Source organism: Massilia sp. BSC265 (assembly GCF_000740675.1).
Classification (GTDB): domain Bacteria; phylum Pseudomonadota; class Gammaproteobacteria; order Burkholderiales; family Burkholderiaceae_D; genus Telluria.
The window spans coordinates 39,987-65,458 of record NZ_JPXI01000039.1; the positions used below are offsets into that span (position 1 = coordinate 39,987).

Below are 25,472 nucleotides of genomic sequence, written 5' to 3' on the forward strand. Positions count from 1 at the left end.
GGGCCGGCCTTCCTCCATCATGCGAAAAATAATGGAGGACTCCATCGATTTGCAAAGCGGGCGCGAAGATCGCTATCAGCGCTTTCCTGCCGCGTGTTCGATCAGCCAGCGGTCCATCGTGTCGCGGTGCGCCTGCGAGGTCAGGTGCACCTGGTTCGGCTCGACGACGAAGCTGCGGGCGGTCGGGATCACGTTGTAGACCGCGAAGGTCGAGGTCGGCGGCGTCACCATGTCGTTGTAGCCGGCGTAGTACAGCACCGGGGTGCGCAGCCGTTTCGCGAAATTCACCGTGTCGTAGTAGGCCGAGGTGACCGCTTTCGGCTCGACCGGCAGGTCGCGCCTGCGCCCTTCCCCGTCCTTGCGGAACAGCCCGGGCCAGCCGCCGGCGCGCTCGTGCAGGTAGCCGGTGACGTCGCTATAGGCCGGGTAGGAGGCGATCGTCAGGGACACGCGCGGATGCAGGGCGCTGGCCATGATCGACAGCTGGCCGCCCTGGCTGCCGCCCTGGGTGGCGAGGTGCTTGCGGTTCCACTTCGGATGCTGGACCAGGTAGTCGAGCGCGCGCAGCGTGCCCAGGTAGACCCGGCGGTAGTAGTAGGCACGCGGGTCGTCCAGGTTGTAGCGGTTGTAGCCGTCGAGCGCACCGAAGTTCAGCTGCTCGTACACCTCGGCGGGCAGGTCGACGGGAATGCCGTGGATCCCGATCTGCAGCGTGATGAAGCCCTTCGCCGCCAGTTCGGGCGTGCCCTTGTAACCGCGCACGCCCGCGCCCGGCACGTGCAGCACCGCCGGGAAGGGGCCGGGCCCGCGCGGCACCGACAGCACGCCGTACATGCGGGTCGTGCGCTTGCCCGGCCCCACGTTCTGGAAGCTCAGGTAGGACACCTCGACCTCCGGCGTCGACAGCGCCGGCGCCGGCAGCAGCCGGAAGTCCGGTTCGACGGCAAGCAGGTCGCGCTTCTGCGCGGCCCAGAAGGCGTCGAAATCCGGGGGTTCGCTTTGGACCGGGCGCAGTTCGAGCGGGCTGAAGGCCGCCGTCGCCATCGCCTCGACCGGCTTGCCGTCGATGCTGGCGCTGACGATGCAGCGGACAAAACCCGGCTCGTCCCCGCCCGGCGCTGCCAGCAACAGGCCGTGCTCGGGCACGACCGCGCTGCGTTCCGGCCCTTCCAGCATGTCCGGCCCCATGCGATAGGTGATCCTGATCCCGTCGCGTGGATAGGGCTTCTTGTCGATCCTGATGTGGAAGACCGCGTTGTCGCCGACACGGTAGGTCCAGTCCGGGTTCGACAGGCCGACTTTCAGGGGCTGGTCGGGATAGGCCGCCTGCAGCACCTGCACCTCGGACTGCGCGGCCGCGCAGTCCGGGCCGGCCCACAGGAGCTGCGCCGCCAGCAGCACGCCGGCGGCGCCCGACCTCGTCCTGGAGAGGGCGATCTGGTGGAGCTTTGTCATCTTTACGGAACCATCAGCTCGTCGATGTTGCCCATTCCCCGGCCCGTGGATTCCAAGCGCAGCGTGTTGTTCTGGCCAGGGGCCAGGTGGACGGTCACGTTCATGGCCGCCCAGGTGCTCCAGCCGCCCGTTCGCCTGAAGGCAAGCCCGTGGGGTATCCCGTTCACCAGCAGCTTGCCGGTGAGGGTGGCCGGGTCGCCGTTCGCGTAGCGGATCGTGATGGTCTTGGGTCCGCCCGCGCCGCCGTTGATGCGCTTGAATTCCGCGCTGCCGCCGTCCAGCGGGAAGTTCAGGTAGCCCATGTGGCGGAAGCCCCCATGGTCGCTCCTGACTACCGCGTTGCCGCCGACGATCGCGGTTTCTGCCTGGATCGTCCCGGTGCCGTCATACGGGACGTGAACCGGCGCCTGCGGGAAGGAAGTGGCGCCATGGCCCAGGTAGAAGCTGGTGTGCGGCGGCTGGTTGTAGCCGGCATTCTGCGCAGCCACCTGGCTGCGGTAGTGCGGATCGTGCATCAGGGTGTTGATGCGGGTGGCCGTCGGGATCGCGGTGCTGAACACCATCAGTTCCGTATTGCTGCTGTTACGGAAGACCAGCTCCTCGCGCCAGTCGCCGAACAGGTCGGCGGTGAGCACCGGCGTCGCCTTGGTGCCGTTGTTGGTCACGGCGCCGTGGGCGCCCGTATCGATGAGGGTAGAGAACGTCCGGGTCGCCGGGTTCCATTTCTGGACCGCGACGCTGCCCATCGGTTCGCGCAACAGGTCGCCGTCCCACCAGACGCCGAAGTTCATCGAGCCCGGTGCGCTCGTGTGGATCAGGTTGCCGGTGACGGTGCGGTGGCCGCCGCGCGAGGCCCAGCATTCCGCGCCGGGGTAAGCCGGATCGACATCGAAGCAGACGCCGCGCCCGATGTCCGCGTTCGAGCCGCTTGCGCCCCAGATCAGGGCGCCGGTGGCCGCGTCGTGCAGGCCGGAGCCGTTCGCGCCGTAGGTCGACGGACTCTCGTGGATCATGTAGACCTGCAGGCCGTCCCGGTTCGGGTCGAATTTGCCGAAGTGGAGCGCGTCACCATGTCCCAGGCCGGTGGCGTACAGCAGCTGGCCATGGCTGTCGATGGTGGCGGCGCCGTACACGATGTCGTCGCGGCCGTCGCCGTTGGCGTCGCCGGTGGCGAACCAGTGCGCGCCCTGCCCGCGCGCGGCACTGCCTGCCACATCGGTGTCGAACACCCAGCGGCTGGTGAGCGCGCCGTCGCGCCAGTCCCAGGCCGCGATCACTGCGCGCGTGTAGTAGCCGCGCGAGAAGATCGCGCTCGGCCGGTTGCCATCGAGATTGGCGACGCCGCCCAGGAAGCGGTCGACGCGGTTGCCGTAATTGTCGCCCCAGGCCGCCACGTTGCCGCGTGCGGGCAGGTAGTTCACGGTCTTCATGGCGGCGCCGGTCTGGCCATTGAAGACGGTCAGGAATTCCGGACCGGTGAGGATGTAGCCGTTCGCGTTGCGGTGGTCGGCGGTAGGCGAGCCGATCACTACGCCCTTGCCGTCCACGGTGCCGTCGGCGGTCTTGGCCATCACCTCGGCCTGGCCGTCGCCATCGAAGTCGTAGGCCACGAAGGTGGTGTAGTGGGCGCCGGCGCGGATGTTCTTGCCCAGGTCGATGCGCCACATGCGGGTGCCGTCGAGTTTATACGCATCCAGGTAGGTGTTGCCGGTGTAGCCCGACTGCGAGTTGTCCTTGGCGTTGCTCGGCTGCCACTTGACGATGATCTCGTAGCTGCCGTCGCCGTCGAGGTCGGCCGGGGCGCCGTCGTTGAGCTCATAGGTATAGGCCTCGCCCCGGGGCGTGACGCCTGCCGGCGGCGCCTGCACCGGAATCGACCTGTAGGGCCTGGCCCAGGTGGCGCCGGCGCTGCCGCCCGCCCCCTCCACGCCGCCCACGACCTCGCGCACGGTATAGATGTCGGCTGCGGTCCCGGTCGGATCGGTGAAGTTCAGCGCATCCAGCGGCGCGGCGTTCAGCTTGGTCGCACCGCGGTAGACGTTGAAGCGCGTGCCCGCTGCATCGGTGGCGAGCTGGCGCCAGCTGACAAAGACCCCAGGGTTGGACACGTTCGTGGACGCGATCGCGACTGCACCGCGGTTCAGGTACTCGATCTGCTTGCCGGGAATGGTTACGACGGCGCTCGCGCTGCCGGCGGCTGCCAGCAGTGCGAGCAGGAAGTACGAGGCGCTAGCTTTCTTGTGGATCATGCTGTCTCCGTTTGCTATTCATATGATGGATGCCTTCGTATGCCTGAGGTGCTGCGGGTCAGGCCGCCCGTGGGAACTGTTCTTGACGAGTCATCATAAGCGCGCCGCCGGGCTGTAAAACGGGGGACTCGAAAGCACTCAAACAGATGATCGCTTGGCCGGGGCATCGCGAAAATCAGGTGAAAAAAGACGATCCGTCACCGGATCGTCCAGGCGTGGAGCGGCGTATTCGCTGCCCTCAGGGCCTGCTGTTCGGCCTGGGACGCCTGTCCTCCATGCCGGCCTCGTCGCCGTCGAAGCTGGGACCGACAGCTCGCGCACGTCTCCCTCATGGTCGCGGTGGTTCTGGCGCGCCATCAGGACCAGGCCGTCGAACGGCACTGCCTCGGGAAACGCGATGCTCAAGGCAGCCTGCGGGCGGGGAGCGCCAGCCGAGCCAGTCAGGAGGGCGAAGGTATTCGGATCGCCGTCGATTGCATTGGCGGCATTCGGCCAGCCCTTGGCCAGGGCGCCGAGCTTCTTCATGATGCGGGTGTCGAACAGGACGCTCCTGAACTCGGCCGCCTCGATGCGGGTCTTCGGCGCAGCTGGCGCGCCACGACGCGCGACCGCCAGGGCGGTGGACACGAGCTTGTTCATTCGCCGAGCCTCCCTCGCAGCGCGCCGGCCTCCGCCCGCATGTCGGCACGCGGTCCCTGCACGCGCACCAGTACGCTGGCGATCCCCGATTCGGTGCCGACGCTTGCGGCGCCGACGATCTCCGCGCCCCCACCGCTTGAGAACGCGACTTCCCGTCCACTCATGGGCACCGTCGTGCCCTTCGCATCCACCAGGCGCGCGCGCACGAAGACCAGGTCTCCCGCGACGGGCGGCACGCCCAGGTCATCCATGTCCAGCGCGAGTTTCACCGGCTCGCCCGGCGTGCGGACGCGGTGTTCGGCCACGAGGCGCCCCTTGGCGTAGGCCAGCGCCACCAGTTCGCCGGGGCTGAACCCGCCTGTATCGAATTCCAGCGGCGCATTGGCCAGGTGCGGGTGGCTGCGCGTCGGCCCGACTTTCCGGCGCGCGACCGGCTTGCCGTTCAGGCGCAGCTCGACTTCCTCGGCATTGCTGAACACCCGCACCCGGGGCGAGGAGTCAAGCTGCCAATGACTGGCGATGAAGACCATCGGTCCCCCGCCCCAGCGCGCCGAAGCTTCCTGGCTGCTGCGCTGCGAGCGGAAGAACTCGGCCGCGAACTTGGGCAGGCGCTCGATGCTCATCGCGCCCGACTCCTCGAGGTCAGGGGCATAACCGCGCGCATAGTCGAACATGACCCAGTAGCCGTCCGCGAAGGCCGGGGTGCTGAAGTTGTCGTCGTGCGCTTCGGCCACGTTGCGCGCCTGCTGCAGCAGGCGTGCCTCGCCCTGCGCCAGCGACTGGCGGCTGGAACGCTCGGCCGGCTTGAGGTCGGCCCAGTCGCCCTGGTTGAAGCCGGCGTTCATCGCATAGTATTCCCAGTCGCCGTATTCGGACACGATCAGCGGCTTGTTCGGGAGCGCATGCTTGCTGCGGTGCTGGCGCGCCTGCAGGTAGATGTCATAGGTCTGCGGCACCCAGCCGGCCGAGAAGGCCTGGTCGCCCGGGTACTCCTGGTGCACGGTGTCGTGCAGGGCCTGCACCAGCGCATCCGGCATCCTGGTTTCGTTCAGCGAGCACTCCCAGGCTAGCACGCTCGGGTGGTTGCGGTCGCGCCGGATCATGTCGGCGCAGGTCTGGATGGCCTGGCGCGCAAAAGCGGGGTCGGGGTTGAAGAACTGCCAGCCGGGGATGGCGGGCAGCACCATCAGCCCCAGCTCGTCGGCCGCGGCCATGAAGCTCGGGGAATGCGGGTAGTGCGACAGGCGCACGTAGTCGAAGCCGTATTTCTTGATCAGGAGCGCATCGCGATAGTCCGCCTGCTCCGAGAGCGCATAACCGACGTAGGGGTACTCCTGGTGCCGGTTCACGCCGCGCAGCGTGAGCGGCTCTCCGTTGAGCAGGAATTTGCCGCCCTCGAAGGCCAGCCGGCGCACGCCGATGCGGGTCGCCACCACATCTTCGCCGCCCGCAGCCAGCACCTTCGTCTCCAGCCGGTAGAGATTGGGGGCCCTCGGCGACCACAGCTTCGGCTGCTTGACGCGCAGCGGCATCGTGACGTGGCGGCGCTCGCCTGCCGCCAGGCGCAGTTGCTGCTCGGCCCGCACTACCTGCTTGCCTTGCCAGGACAGGGTGTGGCGCACGGTCACCGCCTGTTCGCTACTGGAGGTGTTGCTGACTTCGGCCCTGACCTGTACCACGGCCGATGCCTTGTCGGCCTGCGGGGTGGTCACGAAGATGCCGCCGCCGCCCGGCGTATTCGAGAGCATCTCGTCCGTGACGTGCACCGCCGGCTTGATGAGGAGGCGCACGCCCCGGTAGATGCCGCCGTGCTGGATGTAATCCAGGTCCTTCAGCGGCTTCGGCCCGGTGACCGGGTTGTCCTCGTTATTGGCGCGCACCACCAGTTCGTTCTCGCCGCCCCGTTGCAAGGTGTCGGTCACGTCGAAGGCGAACGGCAGGTAGCCGCCCAGGTGCTGCCCCAGGTGCCGGCCGTTGAGCCAGACGTCGGCCACGTTCATCACGCCTTCGAAGCGCAGGATGGCGCGCTCGCCCGGGCGCAGTTCGGGCTGGAGCCGCTTCTTGTAGAAGACGGTCCCCTGCCAGGGCGCCTTGGGCACGCGCGGCTCGATGCGCGCCGCATGCGGGAGCGTGACCGGGGTCCAGCCATTGGCGGGCACCCCCTCGACGCCGGCGACCTGGCGGCTGTCGTCACGGTAGAACAGCCACGACCCGTTCAGGTCGACCGTTCGGGCCTGGGCGCCCCCAAGCAACGCGAACCAGGACAGCAGGCAGGCGGCCGCAGCATGGCGCAAGCCCGCGCCGGCGAAATCGAGAGCATTCATTCTGATGTACGATGAGCAACATGAACGGGCTGTCAGTCTATGCACGGCCGCGCGTGCGCCGCAAGCGCTATCGGCCTGGCACGCGAAACACTCACGCCGTTGAGTTTTTCCAGCAAGCACTCATGAACATGAGCAATTTGCCAAGCATGCGTTCATGAAAAGGGAAAGGCATTACTATTCGCCATCCGTGCGGCAAGCCGCCGCCCAAGCATTTCCTCCATGTTTTTGAATCGAACGAGGCCCTCGATGTTCAATCCCACCGACCATCCTCACCGCCGCTACAACCCGCTCATGGGTGACTGGGTCCTGGTCTCGCCGCACCGCGCCAAGCGGCCATGGCAGGGCCAGCAGGAAGCCGTCGACCGCGAAGCCAAGCCCTCCCACGACCCGAGCTGTTACCTGTGCGCCGGCAACACCCGCGTCAACGGCGAGAAGAATCCCGACTATGCGGGCACTTATGTATTCACCAACGACTTCGCCGCCCTGATGGCCGATACGCCGGATGCCGCGCCAGGCGTTGACCCGTTGTTCCAGAGCATGAGCGCGCGCGGCACCAGCCGCGTCATCTGCTTCTCGCCGGACCACAGCAAGTCGCTGCCGCTGCTCGAGCTGCAGGCGATCGAAGGCGTGGTCGACACCTGGTGCGAGCAGTCTGCCGAACTCGGCCGGCAGCACCGCTGGGTGCAGGTATTCGAGAACAAGGGCGCCGTGATGGGCTGCTCCAACCCGCACCCGCACGGCCAGATCTGGGCGACCAGCTTCCTGCCCGACCTGCCCGCCACGGAGGACCGCCAGCAGCGCGAGTATTTCGCGAAGCAGGCCAAGCCGCTCCTGCTCGATTACGTCGAGCGCGAGGCGGCGGATGGCGAACGCGTGGTCGTCAGTACCGAACACTGGCTGGCCGTGGTCCCGTACTGGGCCAGCTGGCCCTTCGAGACCCTGCTGCTGCCGCGTTTCCCGGTCAAGCGCCTGGAAGAGCTGGGCCAGGAGCAGCGCGCCGACCTCGCCATGGCGCTCAAGCGCCTGACGACACGCTACGACAACCTGTTCCAGACCTCCTTCCCCTACTCGATGGGCTGGCACGGCGCGCCTTATTGTCCCAATTCGGCCGAAGACGACACCACCCCTTGGCAATTGCACGCCCACTTCTACCCTCCCCTGCTGCGTTCGGCCTCGGTGCGCAAGTTCATGGTCGGTTTCGAAATGCTGGCCGAGACCCAGCGCGACCTGACGCCCGAGCAGGCCGCCGCCCAGCTGCGCGCGCAGTCCGAGGTGCATTATCTCCATCACCAGACCACCTGAAAGCACGATGAACGACATGCCACAGGCCCGCGCGGCCGCCGCTTTCCAGGCCGCCTTCGGCCATGCTCCTTCCCTCCAGGTCCAGGCGCCGGGCCGGGTCAACCTGATCGGCGAACACACCGACTATAACGACGGCCTGGTGCTGCCCTGCGCGATCGACTACCGTACCGTGATCGTCGCGCGCCCGCGCGAAGACCGCCTGGTCCGCGTCGCGGCCGCCGACTACGACGGCGCGATCGATGAGTATGCGCTCGACGCCCCCATCGAACGGCTGGAGGCGCCGATGTGGGCCAACTACGTGCGCGGCGTGATGCGCGACCTGGTCGAGCGCGGCCTGCCCGTGCAGGGCATGGACCTGGCGATCGCCGGCGACGTGCCGCAGGGAGCGGGCCTGTCGTCCTCGGCATCGCTGTCGGTGGCGGTGTGCCGGCTGTTCGCCACCCTGCCCGGCTTCGAAGGCTTGGGGCCGGTCGACATGGCCCTGGTGGCCCAGCGCGCCGAGAACGACTTCGTCGGCACCAAGTGCGGCAACATGGACCAGATCAGTTCCGCCTGCGGCGTGCAGGACCATGCCTTGAAGATCGACTGCCGTTCGCTGGAAGTACAGCCGGTACCGATCCCGGGCAATGCCGCCATCATGATCTTCAATTCGCACGTCGCGCGCGGCCTGGTCGACAGCGCCTACAACACCCGGCGCGAGCAGTGCGAGGCGGCGGCCCGCCACTTCGGCCTGCGCGCCCTGCGCGACCTCGACCTGGCCACATTGGCGGCACGCGCCGCGGAGCTGGATCCGGTGGTGCTGCGCCGCGCGCGCCACGTCGTGACCGAAAATGCCCGCGTCGAGGCTGCCGCAAAAGCGCTGGCGGCAGGCGACCTGACGCGCATGGGCGAGCTGATGGAAGCCTCGCACGCCTCGATGCGCGACGATTTCGAGATCACCGTGCCGGCCATCGACCAGCTGGTCGGCATCGTGAAGTCGGTGGTCAAGACGGCCGGCGGCGTGCGCATGACCGGCGGCGGCTTCGGCGGCTGCGTGGTGGCCCTGGTGCCGCACGCGCTGGTCGATGCCGCCCGTGATGCCGTGCAGCAGCACTACACCGCGCCGAACGGCAGCAAGGCGACGACCTACGTCTGCCGCGCCGCGGCGGGCGCAGGCGTCATCACGGCATGAGCTGGCAGGCTGCCGGCGACAGGTACGGCGCGCTGCCCTACCGCCGCTGCGGGCGCAGCGGCCTGCGCCTGCCGGCGGTCTCGCTCGGCCTGTGGCACAACTTCGGCGGCGGCGACGAACTCACGCGCCAGCGCGAGATCGTGCGCACCGCCTTCGACCTCGGCATCACCCACTTCGACCTGGCCAACAACTACGGCCCGCCGCCGGGATCGGCGGAGAGCAATTTCGGGCGCCTGCTCGACCTCGACCTGCGGCCCTACCGCGACGAGCTGGTCATCAGCACCAAGGCCGGCTACACCATGTGGCCCGGCCCCTACGGCGACTGGGGCAGCCGCAAGTACCTGGTCGCCAGCCTCGACCAGAGCCTGAAGCGCATGGGACTGGACTACGTCGACATCTTCTACCACCACCGGCCCGACCCGAGCACGCCGATCGAAGAGACCATGGCCGCGCTCGACCATATCGTGCGCAGCGGACGCGCCCTCTACGTGGGCATCTCGAATTATTCGGGCGAACAGACGCGCCTGGCCGCGGCCGAACTGCGCCGGCTGGGCACGCCCTGCATCGTCAACCAGTCGCGCTACAGCATGTTCGTGCGCCAGGTCGAGCCGGACCTGCTGCCGGTGCTGGCGCAGGAAGGCATCGGCGCGATCGCCTTCTCTCCGCTGGCGCAGGGCCTGCTGACCGACCGCTACCTGGACGGCCGGCTGCCCGCGGATTCGCGCGCGGCAGGCGGCGTGGGCTTCCTGCGCAGGGAGCACATCACGGACGAGCGCCTGCGCGTCGCGCGTGCCCTGAACGCCTTCGCGCAGGAGCGCGAACAGTCGCTGGCGCAACTGGCGCTGCGCTGGGTGCTGCGCCAGCCGGCGGTCGCGACGGCACTGATCGGCGCCAGCAGGCCGGCCCAGGTCATCGAGGCGGTACAGGCGGCACGGATGCCGGAACTGGACACGGCCGACGTCGAGGCGATCGAGGAGATGCTGTCCGCTTGAACCGTGCCGCCGTGTGATGGAACAGGAGCGGCGTGCTACCATCGCCGTCAAGACGATCACTCCAGTCCAGCTGCCATGATGGCTCCCAGTACTGCCGCGGACCTGCAACGCCGGCTCGACGACCTGCTCGATCACTTGCCGGCGGGCGTCGTCGTGCATGGCGTCGACGGCCGCATCCTGCACGCCAACCGCCTTGCCTGCGAACTGATCGGGCGCGGCCTCGCGCAGCTGCGTGGTACCAGCTCCAATGGCAAGGCCTGGCACTTGCTGTGCGCCGATGGCAGCCCCATGCGACAGGAACAGTTTCCCGTGAACGTGGTGCTGCGCACCCGCCGCCAGCTGTCGCAGCAGGTCCTCGGCATCCGAAACGGAAAGGCAGACCCGCCACGCTGGGTGATCTGCAACGCCTACCCGGAATTCGATGATAAGGGCATCCTATGCCGTGTGGTGGTGTGCTTCACCGACTGCACCGCGCTGAAGGAGGCGGAGCAAAGCCTGCAGAAATCCGAGGAGCGGCTGCGCCTGGCCCTGCTGGGCTCGACCGACGCCCACTGGGATTACGATCTCGTGAAGGAAGAGATCTATTACTCCGAGCGCTGGTGGGGCATGCTGGGCTACCAGCCGGGAGAACTGGGCTGCCATACCCGCCTCTGGCTGGAAATGATGCACCCCGACGACAAACCGCGCCTCCTTCCCTTCTGGCAGGAGTTGCTTGACGGCCAGCGCGAAACCTACAGCGTCGAGTGGCGCCTGCGCCATCGCGACGGGCACTACGTGCCGGTGCTGTCACGCGGCTTCGTCACCCGCGACGCCACCGGCCGGGCGCTGCGCGTCTCCGGCACCAATACCGATCTCACCGAACGCAAGCAAACCGAGCAGCGCATCTTCGAGCTGGCCAACTTCGATCACCTCACCGGCCTGCCGAACCGGCGCCTGCTGGCCGAGGAGCTCGACAAGGCCCTGGCGCGCAGCGAGCGTTCGGGTTGTTTCGGGGCCGTGATCTTCCTCGACCTCGACAACTTCAAGCTGCTGAACGACACGATGGGCCATGACTTCGGCGACATGCTGCTGCGCCAGGTGGCCGACCGCCTGCGCCACACGGTGCGCCACTGCGACCAGCTGGCGCGCCTCGGCGGGGATGAGTTCGTGCTGGTGCTGGAGGACCTCGCCGAAGGGGAACGAGAGGCGGTCTCGGAAGCCCAGCACATCCTGGAAAAGCTCCAGGTCTCCCTGGCCCAGCCCTATTACCTGGAGGACCGGCTGTTCCTGAGCACGCCGAGCATGGGCGTCGCGCTGTTCGACGGCGCCGAGACCGACATCGACACCCTCCTCAAGCAGGCCGACCTGGCGATGTACCGCGCCAAGTCCGAGGGACGCAACACGGCGCGCTTCTTCGATCCCGGCATGCAGGCCTCGGCCGACCACCAGGCGGCGCTCGAGCATGCACTGCGCGAAGGCCTGTCGGCGCACCAGTTCGAGCTGTATTGCCAGCCGCAGTTCTGCAGCCGCGGCCGCCTGGTCGGGGCCGAGGTGCTGGTGCGCTGGCGCCGTGCCGATGGCCAACTGCTCGGTCCCGATGCATTCATCGGCCTGGCGGAATCCTCGGGGCTGATCCTTCCGCTGGGCCAGTACGTGCTCGAGGAAAGCTGCCGTGCCCTGGCACGCTGGCGCGACGACCGCACGCTCGGCAAGCTCGAGCTCGCGGTCAACATCAGCGCCCACCAGTTGCGCAGCGCCGATTTCACCGGACGTGTGAGCCATATCCTGCTGGACAGCGGCGCGCCACCCGACAAGCTGTGCCTGGAGCTGACCGAAAGCGTGCTGGCCCAGAACGTCGCAGAGGTCATCGAGCGCATGCAAGCGCTGTGCGATCAGGGCGTGCATTTCTCGCTGGACGACTTCGGCACGGGCTATTCCTCGCTGGCTTACCTGAAGCGCTTTCCGCTATCGGCATTGAAGATCGACCGCTCCTTCGTGCACGACGTGCACCTGGATCCGAATGCCGCGCCGATCGTCGAGGCCATCATTGCGCTGGCGCGCAAGCTCAAGCTCGACATCGTGGCCGAGGGCGTGGAACATGAGGCGCAGCGCAGCTTCCTGGTGGATGGAGGATGTGGGACGCTGCAGGGATACTTGCTGGGGCGGCCGGTGCCGATGTGGGAGTTCGAGCGGATGTATAGCAGCACCGGAATCGGGCATGCTTGATAGCCGGCGGATCCGGCAAGGCCACCTGGTGCATCCTCCCTCGGTCATCCAAAGCCTGTGAATCAAAGCGGCCTCGGGGACCACCTGCGCCGCGAGACCGGGAAGCTGGAAACACAGGCCATGGCATTGCCCGCGGGCGAAGGTGCCGTATTCTTCGGTACACCGGCGGCTGACACGCGCGGCACCAGCGGCCCCGGTAAGGGCCAGGTCACTCCGCCGGTCGGCGCGGCGGACGGAAACGGAATCCTGCTCTCGCCCGCTCGACGTCGGCAATCGTCAGCATTCGCATGCAGGAACGCCGGCAGGCATGCCTAATGTCTCGGCAGTGACGATTGTCTTAGCTCGCGGCAAACCGAATGAAAATGGAATGAGCGACAACAGGTTCTTGTATCCGACCGGTTCACACGCATCGGCACCGGCTGTTTTGCATATACGGACGCGCACCAGCCGTATGCAGCTCTGGCTGTATGGGTTGCTCAGGCAATTGGCGAAGTTGGCTGCCGGACTAGCGGGTAAGGCGCCGGATGGGATCGGCACCATGGTCATGGTGGTCCCGTCTTTCCGAATCCACATATAGTCGATCACAACGTTCCTGTCGCTAACCGGTTCGGCGAACAGCAGGAATCCCGGTGAGTCACGAAATATGGCTCGCTGTCGCACCTTCTGCATGTCCGCGTCCTTGCTGAAGTCGGCGTTGCTAGCAAAAGCGGCAGCACGACGGGTCACTTCTTGCAAGGTATTCATGATGTACATCGCGCGGGCCACTTCGACGATGCCGAAGAAAAGCATGAAAAAAATAATGGCAACGAGCGAGAACTCGACAGCAGCCACCCCCTGCTGTTTCTTGCGGCTCAAGCGCACGCTGGAAATCCGTTTAATTGCCGGCATAGCGCATCGTGACGCCTGCGGATAGACGCAGGCCGTCTTCGCCAAAGAGTGGGGCGGTGAGTGGTCCGAAAATCTCGTCGCGCATGCGTATTTCCACTGCCACGTAGACTATCGAGGGAACACCCGCGCCGCTACACTTAAAATTATCGCAAAGGACAGTGACCCCTGCCACCACGAGTCCGGGCCTGATTTCTTCAAGCTCGGCGTCTACGACTGCTTCCGCAAGTGCTGCAACACCGACTGGGGCGCCACCCGCTACCTCTAGAATCTCGGCACGGGTGGCTTGGGACAGAAAACGTGCCCCGTCGTGTGCCGCCTTTTCAGCCACGCTGTAGTACCAGAAAATACGCGCTAGAAAAAGCGGAATCGCCAGGAACAAGATAATTATCGGCAAAACGAACGCCGCTTCCACGGCAACGCCCCCCTGTTCGGTCCGCCGGACACATCGGGTGGTAAATGTTTTCATGGATAAAGCCTTACACGGGTGCGTAGCGTCTGTTCCTCCGCCAATCCGGCAAACTCGGCGTACAGGTGGGTGTCGTCCGCCTTCACGGTCATGAAGAACCTTCCGATCCCCTTCACGGTCGCGCGGTTTTCCGACACTGGGCAGGAGAGCAAGGGGATATTCAGTACCCGCCTGTTTTGCACCCCTGGATTGGTGGGGGTCTGCCCATGGTTCGGGCCCGCGGTCTGATATGGCGTCGACGATGGATAGCTGCTCTTCGCCTGGGGGGGGCCGGCAGGATATAGATCCTTCCAGCTCGAGGTAGGGAACGCGACGTAGCCGCTTGACGGCATCGGATTGGCATATCTGACCGCCTTGGCGTATGACCATAGCGGCCCGAACTCGTCCGCCGTAGAGGCCGGCGATGGTGATGGACCGGCAACAGTCGTGCGCTTTTTATTGTCCGAGTCCTCATAGACCTTCGCTGCCTGCCGCTCCTTAAGGTCCGTCTCCATCCAGGTCACGCTGCCATTCTTGGCGCTGTACTCCTTGACGTTCCTGTCAGGTGGGGCGGTCGCCGGACTGCATGGTTCGGTATAGGAATCGAATCGCGAATTAAACTGTCTGTAGTAATCATTGAGGGGAAACGGAGAGGAGACCGAGACTTTTGCTCCCGTCACCCGCGCCATCCCCATCACGCCGGTGCAGACTGCCGGTGCGACAGTATTGAAATCGCTTGACGATGTCGGCGCGGTGCCCGGGCCCGTAAACGGATGAATCAGGAAGGTCTGCCCCGTTTCCGTGTCCTCGGGGTTGAGCTGCATGAGGTCATAGCTCACGCCTCGTCGGAACCCATATTCCTGCAACTCGCCATTGCGGTCCCGCTTTTCAACAGGGTCCATCGCACATATGCCGAACGGCATTACGCCAACTGCAGACGGTCCAGCGACTGCGCGTGCAGCCGTCGACGTGATTGCGCCGCCGTTCGAGACAACCGGCAGAAACAGCGTTTGCACCTCACCATAGGACAGATCAAGTCCGCGGGTATCAATCTGCACAAACAGGAGACCGTTAGGAACGCTTTTCGCTGCCGCCTCGCTACTCGACAGCCAGGGTCCATTAGGCGATGCGGCAAACTTGATAGCGTCGTCAGACCAGTCCATTGGTTCCGGAATGTAACCATAGCTGGGGCCGCCGTACATGACGGGAGTCGCAAACAAGGAGGCGACTCGTTGTGTCGCTCGAGTGAGCCCCGCCTTCGTACCGTCGAGCTCGGTTGCAGCACTCACAGCAGCGGCGTCCGCTGCGCTCTGCAGTTCCACCTTCCGGTTGTAGACCCGGGAGAGATCCAGAGCCAGGCTGCAAAACCCGCAGATGATGATAATTGCACCTACCGCCATTATTGCGATGGCACCGCTCTCGCGACGTGGACGCTTGAAAGCCGCATGATGATTGCAACGCATGCGGGGCCTACCCTGGTCCATGCCCATGCTGCCTCCTTTCGAATCCCCACGCTTGCCGAACACCTGTGAGCAAGTGTAATGATTGCTTACACCGGATAATTGACTCCGCACAATTTTGGTTAGGTAGCTTGGCACTACTCAGCATGGTCGGCACCGCGTGAGACGGGTACGGGGTCGCCGTCGCGCTGCGCTGTCAGTTTCCTGAGTAAGACCGCGGAACATCAACGCCAGAACCAATAGCGAGCGATGTGGGAATAACGCAAGGCAATAGTGCTAAGCAAAATGCTGTCAAGCTTAATTGCTAGCAACGCAGTAGGACAGGTGGAGGGACACGTGATGCAAGGGGACCATAGAAGGGAGCCTCAGGCGCTTGGCATCGGTTGCAGCGCGCTTCTGCCCGCTTCATTGTTCTTGGGAAGTACTGGGTATGTCGCGGCAAAAGCTGCAGGAACCGGATGGTTCACACCTTCCATCCCCTACCTGATATTTCTATTTCTGTTTCCTTGGTCCCGAATTGCGCTTTGCCGCAGGCGTCTTGCTGCTTCCTTGTCGATTGTTTGTGTGGGAATGCTTGCAGGCTTCGTCACAGCAGACCGGCTGCCACATCCGCTACATCTTGGGTTCGTTACCTGGAAGTTTTGGACGGCAGCCGTGTTCGCCTGGCTGCGGCTTATTCTCGTCGATCGACAACAGCTGCGCTCAACCGACGCCGCCAGCCAGAAAACGACCTGCAGCGTGGCGTCGCCGTGAAGCCGACTGAGACCTTTTTGACAGCGCAGGCGATGCCAGGAGTCTGGCCCCAGTGACGGCCTCGCGCGGAAAGAGCGAAGTCCGCGTATGGCCGTGACGGCCCGTCGGCAGGCGGCGCGATATCAAACAGCGCCAGATGCGCGCCAGCCCAGGTTCCGGGGCTTGTCAGGCGCACCCGATGCTTGCGCCGGGCCTGCGCGGACAGAAAAGAAAAAAGCCACCTTGCGGTGGCTTCTTCTTTAAAACTTGGCGGAGACGGTGGGATTCGCATTTCGGCCCAAACCCTGCATGGATACTGGCATTCATCCAATACCACTTTTTCGCCTACCCGTTTTCGTTCCCTTACATACGTTGGTCAAGCTAGAACAATGAAGACCGATCCTACACTCATCATTGCCTAAGTCCCAAGGACAATTTTAAGCGCAGACAGGCGTGCACGAACGCCCTTTCCTGTTCGAAGGCCTCGAAGAACACCTGGCTTGAACACCGCACCCTTGCCGCTGAAGTGCGTATACAGCGATGCCTTGCGTATGCCAACCTGTTCGGCGATCACATTGAGGGATGATGCATCGTAGCCGTGTTCTGCAAAATGCTTGACGGCTGCGCCGCATATCCTCTCGACTGACGGCGACCTAATCTTCATCGAGTTCCTTCCGTCGCCTTGTTAACGAGCCGGCGGCTGTCAGCTGGATTAGTGACCCGCGAGGCTACGTAGTCCGGTCGCTTTCCGAACGCCCATCAGCGTCAGCATCAGGGTCACCAGCCCGAAGATCCCCAGGGATCCCAGCCATGCTTGCGCACCCTGTTCTGCAAGTCCGCCGGCCAGCGGTGTCGCCGCAGACGAAATCACAAGCTGGAAGGCACCCAGCAAGGCTGCGGTCGATCCGATCGATGTCTGCTGCGACGACATCGCCATCGTCATCAGGGTGGATTCAGCAATGCCAAGTCCAAACATGGCGATGAACATGCCGACGACGATCACAGGCATTCCCGCGCCCGCGAAGGCTCCTACAGCACCGACTGCCGCACCGGCAGTCATCATCGCCACGCCAATGATGGCAAGCCGCCCGACGCCGAACGACACAACCAGTCGGCTGCAGGAAAGCGCGCCCAGCAGTACTGCGACGCCGGTCCCGCCAAAGACCAGTCCAAAAATGTCTGGGGACAGGCCGTAGTGCGCCTGATAGACAAGCGATGCGCCGGCAATATAGGCGAACAAGAAAAAGAAAGCCGCGGATAGGGCCAGCGCCGGCACGAGGAATGACTTGTCGCCGGCGATCCGCTTATAGGTCCGGAAGATTTCTGCAGGACGCAGCGACGAGCGTTTGTCCGCAGGGAGCGTCTCAGGCAGGCACAAGAGCGTATTCACGACCGCAACCACACCCATGCCGGCCAGCACGAGCATGACGCCGCGCCAGCCGAAGAACGAGCCGACGTATCCACCGATTGCCGGGGCAATCACGGGAGCTAGCCCTTCGATTGTCATCAACAGGGCGAACAGCTTTGCTGCCTGGGTGCCCGTGCTGACGTCGCGCACGGTGCTTAGTGCCACCACCAGCGTAAGCGCCGACGCCATGCCTTGGCAGAATCGTGCAAGCAGCAACATGTCGATCGACTGCGCTCCGGCCGCCCATACCGAGGTCAGTATGAACACGACGATACCGGCGACCAGGGGGCGCCTGCGCCCATATGCATCGATGATGGGCCCGAACACCAGCTGCCCGGCGCCCATCGCCAGGAGAAAGACGGTCAGCGTCAGCTGTACCTTCGTGTACGAGGTGTTGAATTCATCGGCCATGACCGGCATCGACGCCAGATACATGTCGATACCGGCAGGGCCGAGTATGGTGATCAATGCCAGCGATGCCGCCAGCGTCAGGCCAGCCTTGGGGCTAGTCATGAGCGAACTCCTTCAAGATGAATAGATAAGAGCACTCATTATACCTACCGGCCGGTAGGTAGCAAGAGCAGTGTAGTACTCTGCTCAGACATCTTTCGGCGCTGGATGCCCGACAATCTTATCGTCCGGTCATAGGACTCAGCAGAACTACCGCTTGCACACATGCGAAGTGGTGGATCATGTGCTCTGCTTCGGCTGACGGTGCGAGACCGCATTGAAGAAGCCTTTCAAAGGAGCCCATGGCTGGACTATCTGAGGTATGACATCGCCGTTCCTGACGTCTGCGTCAATATGGGATAAACCTGGGGTGGTCGAAACGATAGCCAGCCATGGCAGCGTTTCTCTTGCTGATCGAAACGCAGTTCCAATTGTAGACTTTAAAACGACTTTGTTAGCGATAGCGAAACCCTGCCCTTGCCGACGTCACGGGTATCGTTCTCATTCAGGTTCGACCTGGTGCCACTGAAAAATGCCGTGTTGCCGTTCCTCGACCACTGCGCTGCCCCGATCCAGCCGCCGTCGAAGGTTTTGCTGAGCGAGACCCGGTAGTCCTTCGCTGTCGGCTCGATATCGCCAAGCGAGGCTTTGAAGTCCTGGCGTCCGGCGTGCAGGCCGAGCACCAGTCCGGTGTCCGCAAGCGGTATGTCGGCATTGAGTTCGACATAGTCGGCACCCTTGGTACTGCCGCTGAACCCCGTCTTCTCGTTGAACCCCAGAAGGTCGGTCAGCGTGCGCGAGTACTTCACGCTGAGCCAATTGTAGCCGAGCGAAACGTTCGCTTCCGTGAAGTCATAGCGCTGGTCCGGGCGCGGGCCCCATGTCATCTTGTTCCAGTTGCCACCAAGGTAGTACACGGTGATGACGCCGGCGCCATAGTTCCAGTCATCGTTGAGCGCCTTCTTGAAGCCGAGTACCAGGTCGACCTCGGCCTTCGATCCCGCAACGACCTTGTCGCTGATCGTCGATGCCCATAGGCTGGCAAATATGCCCGAAGTGTGTGCGTAGTCGACGCTGCCCTGGATGGCCGGTCGGTGCCAGGTCTGGGTCACCCCGCGGAAAATGTAATCCGACACGATCGCCGCGGTCCCGGTGAACTGGTGCGGCGATTGCGCCACCTCGTCGGCTAGCGCGCCTGGCGCCAACATCGCCAGCGTCATTGCAAGAAAAAGCTTGTTCATGGTCTCCTTTCGTTGTGGTCCGCTCCGCGTCCTTGGCGGGTCGTCCGGCGCACGCCGGTGAAGGAAGTGTCACGGAGCACCCACTGCCGGCGTTATCCAAAATTGGCAAATCTGCCTGGGATGAAGGGCATGGGGCAACTCGGGGCAGCCTGCCCGCCGGATCTGCCAATTTTCGATAACGGCACTTGCGACAGAGCGCAGATACTTTGTGCAACGGCGTGCTGGTGCCGTACTCGCTATGGCGGCTCTCAACCGTCCACAAGACGGTTCCGGCACCCCAATAACTGGAGGAGACGCCATGAACACGCTTGAAAACGCGACCTATTACACGGCCACGAAGAAGTACGAACTCAACTTTCCCAGCCTGGAGGACGACATCGATGTCGACGTCGTCGTGATCGGCGGCGGCTTCAGCGGCGTGAACACCGCACTCGAGCTGGCGGAAAAAGGATTCGAGAACATCGCCCTGCTGGAAGCCCGTTACCTGGGCTTCGGTGGCACCGGCCGCAACGGTGGCCAGATCATGGCGGGCATCGGGCACGACCTCGACAAGATCAAGAAGGACGTGGGCGAAGACGGCATCCGCGCGATCCTCGAGCTCAGCGAGACGGGCGCCGACATCATCCAGGCGCGCATCGACAAGTACGGCATCATGGCGGACTTCTGCCACGGTTACGGCTACATGGGCTACAACGCCCGTCAGGCCAAAACGCTGCGCCAATGGGAAAAGGACTTCAAGTCCTTGGGCACGTCACACGAGATTCGCTACCTGGAAGGCAGCGACGTGCGGACCATCATCGGCTCGGAGGTTTACAGCAGCGCCCTGCTCCACATGGGCGGCGGCCATGTGCATTCCCTGAACCTGCTGCTCGGCGAAGCACTCGCGCTGTCGAACCACGGCGCGCGCATCTTCGAGTACTCGCCGGCAGTCGATGTCATCTATGGCGACAGGATCAAGGTACGCACCGCCAAGGGCAGCGTCACCGCCAACAAACTGCTGTGGGCCTGCGACAGCTTCCTGAACCGAATGGAGCCGGAGCTGCATCGTTCCACCATCAATACCTACGCCTTCCAGTGCATGACCGAGCCTCTCTCGGACGACATGATCGAGCGCATCAGCCCGATCCGCGGCGCCTATAGCGATATCCGGCCGATCATCGACTACTACCGTGTCACCAAGGAGAACCGTCTGCTGTTCGGCTCGGCAACGCCCCTGCTCGACCATATCCCGTCGGACCTGAAAGCCTGGAACCGCCAGCTCCTGCTGAAGGTCTTCCCCTACCTGAAGGACGTGAAGATCGACCTAGCCTGGGGCGGGCCGATGGCGTGCAGCCCCAACCTGTTCCCGCAGATCGGCTCACTGCCGGGCAGGCCGAATGCCTTCTACGTCCAGGGTTACTCGGGTTTCGGCGTCACGCCCAGCCACATCATCTGCAAGATCCTGGCAGAAGGCATGGCCGAAGGTTCGCCGCGCTACGACCTGCTCAGCTCGATCCGCCGCGCCACGGTGGTCGGCAAGGACCAGTTCCGCCCACTCATCTGTACCGCCGGTAAAACCTGGCACCAAGTTTCCGGTTATTGGACCGGACGTCGCTAACGCAAAGCAAGACCTGAAAGGAAAACAATGAGCATCACCCAACTCTCTACCTCCCTGCGCCAGCAGGATATGCAGGCCATCGGTCCTGTGACCAATCTCGGGGCCATCATCGAATCGGGCGACGTGCAGGCTTACGCACTGGGCACCTTCGGCGCCCCGACCGATCCGGTGTCAGCCGGCTACTTCGGTGTTACCCGCGGCGTGTTCCGCATGACCTATCCGTTCAACGAGCAAGCTACCGTGGTCCACGGCGTGGTCAAGCTGACCGATGTCGCCGCCGGGACCTCGGTTACCTACCGCGCTGGCGACAGCTGGTTCGTCACCCAGGGCACCGAAGTCCTGTGGGAAATCGAGAGCGACTTCTTCATCAAGCACTTCTTCGCCGTCGTCAAGTAAGCGGCGAACCATACCCAGACGGGACGAGGCGTAAGCCCGTCCCGTTTTCTTTTGGGCGCCGCTTGTACCCGTCGCCCCCTCTGCCCTCTCCCTTCGCCGCAAAGCGTGCTACAAAACGAACGCCCTCGGAGGGCACTAGTGAAAATCAGGCGACGGGAGCGCTTCCGGGAACTCCGCAGGAGCTGACCGGCACAGCCTTGAACAAGGGCTGGCGCATGAAGTATTTCACCCACACTGCTGCCACGATGCCGAACACCGCGAGTACGCCACCGCTGTACATCACGATCGGGCCGGTCAGCTCGGGCGCAGGCGAGCTGTTGGACACCACGAAGACCAGGCCCGCAATCGCACCGATCTGGGGAAGCGGATAGAACGGCGTACGGAACGGACGCGGCAGGTCCGGCCGGCGGCGGCGCAGCACCAGCAGGACGATATGCGCCAGCAGGTACACGAACATCCAGCACACGGCGGCAGCGATCGTCAGGGGAAGGATCTTGCCCGGGTCGCCTCCCGCCCATACCAGTCCCACAACAGGGCAGGCGGCGACGAACAGCAGGGCCGGCACTGGCACGCCCTTGCCCCTTGAAACGCGCTTGAAGACCGGGAATACCTGGCCGTTGAGCGCCATGCCGTGCAGCATTCGTGGCACCGCGGCGAGCACGGTATTTGCCAGACAGGCGCTGGCAGTCACGGCGATCAGCGCGAACAAGATGCGCCCGGTATGGCCAAACACGGCAGATACGGCGTCCAGGTGCGGCGTCACGGCCGTCAGCAGCGTCTCGCGCGGCAAGACATGGCTCACGCCATAGGCGAAGAGCAGGGCCGCGCTTGATATCACCAGCAGCCCGATGACCATCGCGCGCGGAAGGTCGCGCTCGGGACGCTTTGCCTCCTCCACCATCGGCGTGACGAACTCACAGCCGATCAGGGTCCAGAAGCACAACACGATCACTGGTGCGATCGCAAGCTCGCCCGGCAAGGCGGCACTGGACGGGGCCGTCACCGGCGCGGAAGCATGCAGGCCGAAGGCCACGTACAGTCCGACGATAAGGAAGAAGGCGATGATGATGAAGGTCAGCGCCTGCTGGACGGTCGCGAAGACGTCCGTCCCCGCCAGGTGCAGAATGACGAGCGTGCCCAGGAGGAGCAGCGCCCAGCCCATGCTCGGCATGATGCTCGGGAAGAGCTGGCTGATCACGCTATCAAACAGCATCAGTTCGGCCGAGAAGCCGAAAATGGCCGGCACGACATAGCCGGCAAAGACGGCGAGGATCGCCGGAAAGTGGCCGACGGTCACTTCGGCATAGGTACTGATGCTGCCCGCCTGCGGCAAGGACAGCGACAGCTCCGCGAAGGTGCAGGCATTACACAGCGACAGCACAAGCGCCGCCGCAAACGCATACACAAAGACCGGGCCGCCCAGGGCCAAGCCCTGCAGCAGCGATACGGTGCTGGTCTGGCTGACGACAACGCCGATCGCAATCGAAAAGAGTGCAAAAAAACCTAGTGTGCGCCGTACTGGTGGCGCCGCGCAGCCAGGGCCGCGGTGGGGTGTGTTCATCGGTGTCTCCTGTTGGATTTATCTGGCTGCCGACGATTGCATGCTTGGCAAGCGTCTTGACAGGCTGATTCGATCCTAACGAGGAGACGATCCGCTGCGATAGCGAAAACTGGCAATCTTCGCCAGCCTCGCCGAAGGTGCTTACTGCACGATGCGCCCGCCAGCGCGCAAGGTCTCTGATGGAAGCTCGCCGAACAGCCGCTTGTAGTCGCTCGACAGCTGGGACAGGTGCCAGAAACCCCAGCGCGCCGCCATGTCGCCGATGGTCCCGGCGCCGCGTGCGTTGAGCAGGTCGCGGTGCAGTCCATTCAGGCGCACCACCTTCAGGTAAGCCGCTGGGCTCATGCCGATCACCTGAGTGAAGCAGTACTGGAGCGTGCGGCGGCAGGTAAAGGTCTGCTTGCACAGGTCGAGTACCGTCAGCGGGCGGTCTGGATTGGCTTCGATATAGTTGCGGGCCAGGCTGACCACCTTGCGTGCCTTGCGTGCCTCGGGTTCGCCAGGCCCTGCGGTAGCCAGACCAAGGTATTCGTCGACCAGCCCTACCAGTTCACTCACCAGCTGGTTGCGCGCCTCCCTGGGCGCCAGCAGGCAAGGCGTATCCGACATGGTCTGCAAGGCCATGCCGAGGCGCTGGCGCAGCGTTGCGGCCAGCACCGGGCTGTGCACATGGTTGGCGGCGCCGGCGAGCAGCCGGTGGCCGTCGAGGAAGGTCCTACCGTCTCCCGCTGGAATCATCGAGAGCGGCACCGTCACGCTCATCAGGGTGCAGTTCGGCGGCGTGCTCAATTCAAGACTGGCGTGATCGCTGAGCGCGGTCACGTGATCCATACCCACGCTGTGGCCGCGCCAGCGCGCCTCGCCTTCCAACCCAGCAAAGACGCCAAGTGCAATGACACCAGAACGGCCCGGGCCTACTTCGAACACCGCCTGCGAGGTCTTTTCCTCGAACAGCTGGATATCGCCGACCAGGGCTTCGGTAATCTGGCCGCTGAAGCGGCCTTTCGACAACTGGTCGTAGGTCTGGCTCCACCCGGTGAGCACCCGCTCGTGCTGCCACAGGTTGGACGTCTGGACGGTCTTGCGAAAGGCTCCGGACGCATTCGCGTCCTGCGGTGCGGCAAGCGCGGCGCCGGTGTGTTGCTCGCTGAAGATCATGTCTCCGCTCCAAGATGGATTTGCATGAGATGGCTCTTGCGGCCAATTCATTCAGATATTAACAAATCCAGCCAAGTATGTCAGCGGTGTTACAAAATCCTCCGCGAGCTGTTGTCTACGGGTTAACCAGGTCCGTTCAGCCTTTCATGATCTTGACTGTCTGGATGCTGGTGAACTCTTCCAGGCCCTGGCGACCGAAGCCGACGCCGAGGCCCGACTGCTTCACGCCGCCGAACGGCGCATCCGGCTGGACGGCCCCGTGTTCGTTGATCCACACGGTGCCGCATTCGAGCCGGCCAGCCACCTGGGCCGCAAGCGCAAGATCGGACGACCAGACCGATCCGCCCAGCCCGTTCGGGTTGTCGTTCGCCAGGCGGATCGCCTCCTCCACGTCGCGATAGGCAATCACCGGCAGGATCGGACCGAACTGCTCCTCGTCGACCAGGCGCGTGCCGTTGCTCAGGCCGGTCACGATGGCAGGCTCAAAGAAGTAGCCCTTTCCGTCCCGTGCCGCGCCACCGCTGAGGAAGCGGCCGCCCTGCTCGCGTGCATCGCGTGCCAGCGCCGTGACGATGTCGAGCTGACCGCGGTTCTGCAGCGGACCGAGTTCGATACCCGGCTCCATGCCGTTGCCAACCTTTGCCCGGCTTGCCAGGCTGGCCAGCTCGGCAGCCAGTTCCTCAACCTGGGATTCGTGCACGTACAGGCGCTTGAGGCAGGCGCAGGTCTGGCCATTGTTGTGGAAGCCCGCACCGAACAGCTTTGGCGCCAGCGCCTGGACGTCGGCGCCGGGCAGCACGATGCCGGCGTCGTTGCCGCCGAGCTCGAGCGTGAGGCGCTTGAGGCTGACCGCGGCGCCTTCCATGATGCGCTTGCCGGTGCGGGTCGAGCCGGTGAACACGATCTTGTTGACGTCGGGATGGGCGGTGAGCGCCGCGCCGACCTCCCCGCCGCCAGCCACCATGTTGAGCACGCCCGGCGGGAGGATTGCATTGGCGAGCTCCACGAAGCGGCTAGTGGCGACCGGCGTGAACTCCGACGGCTTGATGACGACGGTATTCCCGGCGCGCAACGCGGGAATGAGGTGCCAGATGGCGATCATGAGCGGCCAGTTCCACGGCGTAATCGAAGCGACAACGCCGAGCGGCTTGCGATGCACCTCCACCCGCGCCTGTGCATTGTCCTGGATAACTTCCGGGGCCAAGGGCAGGTCGGCCGTCACATGCGTCCAGGCGATGGCGCCGCCGAGCTCCATCCCTGCGCCGACATTGTTGAGGCCCTGCAGCGGCTTGCCAGTCTCGCGCGTCACCAGCTCCATCAGCTCGGACATGTTGGCGTCTAGTGCCCCGGCCAGCGCGTGCAGCATGGCCGCGCGCTCGGCAGCCGGCGTCGCGGCCCAGCCCGGGAACGCGGCGCGCGCCGCGGCCACGGCGGCATTCACGTGTTCCGGGCCTGCGGCGGCGACACGCGCGAACGGTTCTTCCAGCGCTGGATCGACGATGTCGAGGTAACGGCCGGTTTCCACCGGCACACCGCCGATATGCATGGGATAGGTCTTCATTGCGTGTCTCCTTTGTCGGCTCTGCCTGCAAAGCCATGATGGTGTCGTTGTCCTTCGGATCGGGCCATGGACAGGATGGCCAGATCGTATCCCCCGGAACCGCATGTGCAATATCGAAAACTGGCAAATGTGGCGCCGCTGCGGGATTTACGGATTGACGCGGTGCCGATGCGCTGGGTAGGATGGCGCCATGAACTTCACCCCCCTGTCCCCTGCCAGCTATTACGCCTACCGCATC

The 25,472-nt window shown here is 64.4% G+C and carries 19 protein-coding genes; 6 read left to right on the forward strand and 13 right to left on the reverse strand.

Annotated elements, in window-relative coordinates:
- Positions 1 to 75 precede the first annotated feature (75 nt).
- The 4 genes from MA09_RS19080 to MA09_RS19095 form a co-directional block, all read right to left on the reverse strand.
- Positions 76 to 1,455 (reverse strand): acetylxylan esterase, encoded by a 1,380-nt coding sequence (locus MA09_RS19080; protein ID WP_051933603.1) that lies wholly within the window; start codon positions 1,453 to 1,455, stop codon positions 76 to 78.
- A 2-nt stretch (positions 1,456 to 1,457) separates the two neighbouring features.
- On the reverse strand, positions 1,458 to 3,704 hold the full coding sequence (locus MA09_RS19085) for a carbohydrate-binding protein (protein ID WP_152594718.1): 2,247 nt from the start codon (positions 3,702 to 3,704) through the stop codon (positions 1,458 to 1,460).
- 138 nt (positions 3,705 to 3,842) lie between these two features.
- The gene (locus MA09_RS19090) at positions 3,843 to 4,343 is read right to left on the reverse strand and encodes a hypothetical protein (RefSeq protein ID WP_036252071.1); all 501 of its coding nucleotides are present in this window, start codon (positions 4,341 to 4,343) and stop codon (positions 3,843 to 3,845) included.
- A complete protein-coding gene (locus tag MA09_RS19095; RefSeq protein ID WP_036252074.1) occupies positions 4,340 to 6,667 on the reverse strand; it encodes a glycoside hydrolase family 2 TIM barrel-domain containing protein in 2,328 nt (775 codons plus the stop codon). The genes MA09_RS19090 and MA09_RS19095 overlap by 4 nt, the downstream gene beginning before the upstream one ends.
- 246 nt (positions 6,668 to 6,913) lie before the next feature.
- Here MA09_RS19095 and MA09_RS19100 point away from each other — a divergent pair, with 246 nt between their 5' ends.
- The 4 genes from MA09_RS19100 (at position 6,914) to MA09_RS19115 (ending at position 12,337) form a co-directional block, all read left to right on the forward strand.
- A complete protein-coding gene (locus MA09_RS19100) occupies positions 6,914 to 7,969 on the forward strand; it encodes a UDP-glucose--hexose-1-phosphate uridylyltransferase (RefSeq protein WP_161783238.1) in 1,056 nt (351 codons plus the stop codon).
- Positions 7,970 to 7,976: 7 nt separating this feature from the next.
- Entirely contained in the window at positions 7,977 to 9,140 is a 1,164-nt protein-coding gene (gene galK / locus MA09_RS19105) for a galactokinase (RefSeq protein ID WP_081897689.1), read from the forward strand.
- The gene (locus tag MA09_RS19110; protein ID WP_036252079.1) at positions 9,137 to 10,132 is read left to right on the forward strand and encodes an aldo/keto reductase; all 996 of its coding nucleotides are present in this window, start codon (positions 9,137 to 9,139) and stop codon (positions 10,130 to 10,132) included. Before galK ends, MA09_RS19110 begins: the two co-directional genes overlap by 4 nt.
- Before the next feature lie 75 nt (positions 10,133 to 10,207).
- Positions 10,208 to 12,337: a GGDEF and EAL domain-containing protein gene (locus MA09_RS19115; protein ID WP_051933604.1), complete on the forward strand. Its 2,130-nt coding sequence runs from the start codon at positions 10,208 to 10,210 to the stop codon at positions 12,335 to 12,337.
- A gap of 276 nt (positions 12,338 to 12,613) precedes the next feature.
- Here the strand turns inward: MA09_RS19115 and MA09_RS19120 are convergent, their stop codons facing one another.
- The 6 genes from MA09_RS19120 to MA09_RS19140 form a co-directional block, all read right to left on the reverse strand.
- A complete protein-coding gene (locus tag MA09_RS19120; protein ID WP_036252080.1) occupies positions 12,614 to 13,225 on the reverse strand; it encodes a TadE/TadG family type IV pilus assembly protein in 612 nt (203 codons plus the stop codon).
- Positions 13,212 to 13,691: a TadE family protein gene (locus tag MA09_RS24910; RefSeq protein WP_036252082.1), complete on the reverse strand. Its 480-nt coding sequence runs from the start codon at positions 13,689 to 13,691 to the stop codon at positions 13,212 to 13,214. The genes MA09_RS19120 and MA09_RS24910 overlap by 14 nt, the downstream gene beginning before the upstream one ends.
- The gene (locus MA09_RS19130; protein ID WP_051933605.1) at positions 13,688 to 15,160 is read right to left on the reverse strand and encodes a pilus assembly protein TadG-related protein; all 1,473 of its coding nucleotides are present in this window, start codon (positions 15,158 to 15,160) and stop codon (positions 13,688 to 13,690) included. Before MA09_RS19130 ends, MA09_RS24910 begins: the two co-directional genes overlap by 4 nt.
- A 1,120-nt stretch (positions 15,161 to 16,280) precedes the next feature.
- Entirely contained in the window at positions 16,281 to 16,526 is a 246-nt protein-coding gene (locus tag MA09_RS25605) for a TetR/AcrR family transcriptional regulator (protein WP_081897690.1), read from the reverse strand.
- A gap of 48 nt (positions 16,527 to 16,574) precedes the next feature.
- Positions 16,575 to 17,783: a multidrug effflux MFS transporter gene (locus tag MA09_RS19135; protein ID WP_036252085.1), complete on the reverse strand. Its 1,209-nt coding sequence runs from the start codon at positions 17,781 to 17,783 to the stop codon at positions 16,575 to 16,577.
- Between the two features lie 377 nt (positions 17,784 to 18,160).
- On the reverse strand, positions 18,161 to 18,961 hold the full coding sequence (locus MA09_RS19140) for a TorF family putative porin (protein WP_081897691.1): 801 nt from the start codon (positions 18,959 to 18,961) through the stop codon (positions 18,161 to 18,163).
- 298 nt (positions 18,962 to 19,259) lie between these two features.
- Between MA09_RS19140 and MA09_RS19145 the strand changes: the two genes are divergently transcribed.
- The gene (locus MA09_RS19145) at positions 19,260 to 20,558 is read left to right on the forward strand and encodes an FAD-binding oxidoreductase (RefSeq protein ID WP_036252087.1); all 1,299 of its coding nucleotides are present in this window, start codon (positions 19,260 to 19,262) and stop codon (positions 20,556 to 20,558) included.
- A gap of 27 nt (positions 20,559 to 20,585) precedes the next feature.
- The gene (locus MA09_RS19150; RefSeq protein WP_036252089.1) at positions 20,586 to 20,954 is read left to right on the forward strand and encodes a cupin domain-containing protein; all 369 of its coding nucleotides are present in this window, start codon (positions 20,586 to 20,588) and stop codon (positions 20,952 to 20,954) included.
- 145 nt (positions 20,955 to 21,099) lie between these two features.
- Here MA09_RS19150 and MA09_RS19155 read toward each other — a convergent pair whose 3' ends face one another.
- From MA09_RS19155 to MA09_RS19165, 3 genes are all read right to left on the reverse strand, one after another.
- Positions 21,100 to 22,515, reverse strand: a complete 1,416-nt coding sequence (locus tag MA09_RS19155) for an APC family permease (RefSeq protein ID WP_051933607.1) — start codon at positions 22,513 to 22,515, stop codon at positions 21,100 to 21,102.
- Positions 22,516 to 22,656: 141 nt separating this feature from the next.
- Positions 22,657 to 23,673, reverse strand: a complete 1,017-nt coding sequence (locus tag MA09_RS19160) for a helix-turn-helix domain-containing protein (RefSeq protein ID WP_036252091.1) — start codon at positions 23,671 to 23,673, stop codon at positions 22,657 to 22,659.
- Positions 23,674 to 23,809: 136 nt separating this feature from the next.
- Positions 23,810 to 25,234: an aldehyde dehydrogenase family protein gene (locus tag MA09_RS19165; protein WP_036252093.1), complete on the reverse strand. Its 1,425-nt coding sequence runs from the start codon at positions 25,232 to 25,234 to the stop codon at positions 23,810 to 23,812.
- Between the last annotated feature and the right edge of the window lie 238 nt (positions 25,235 to 25,472).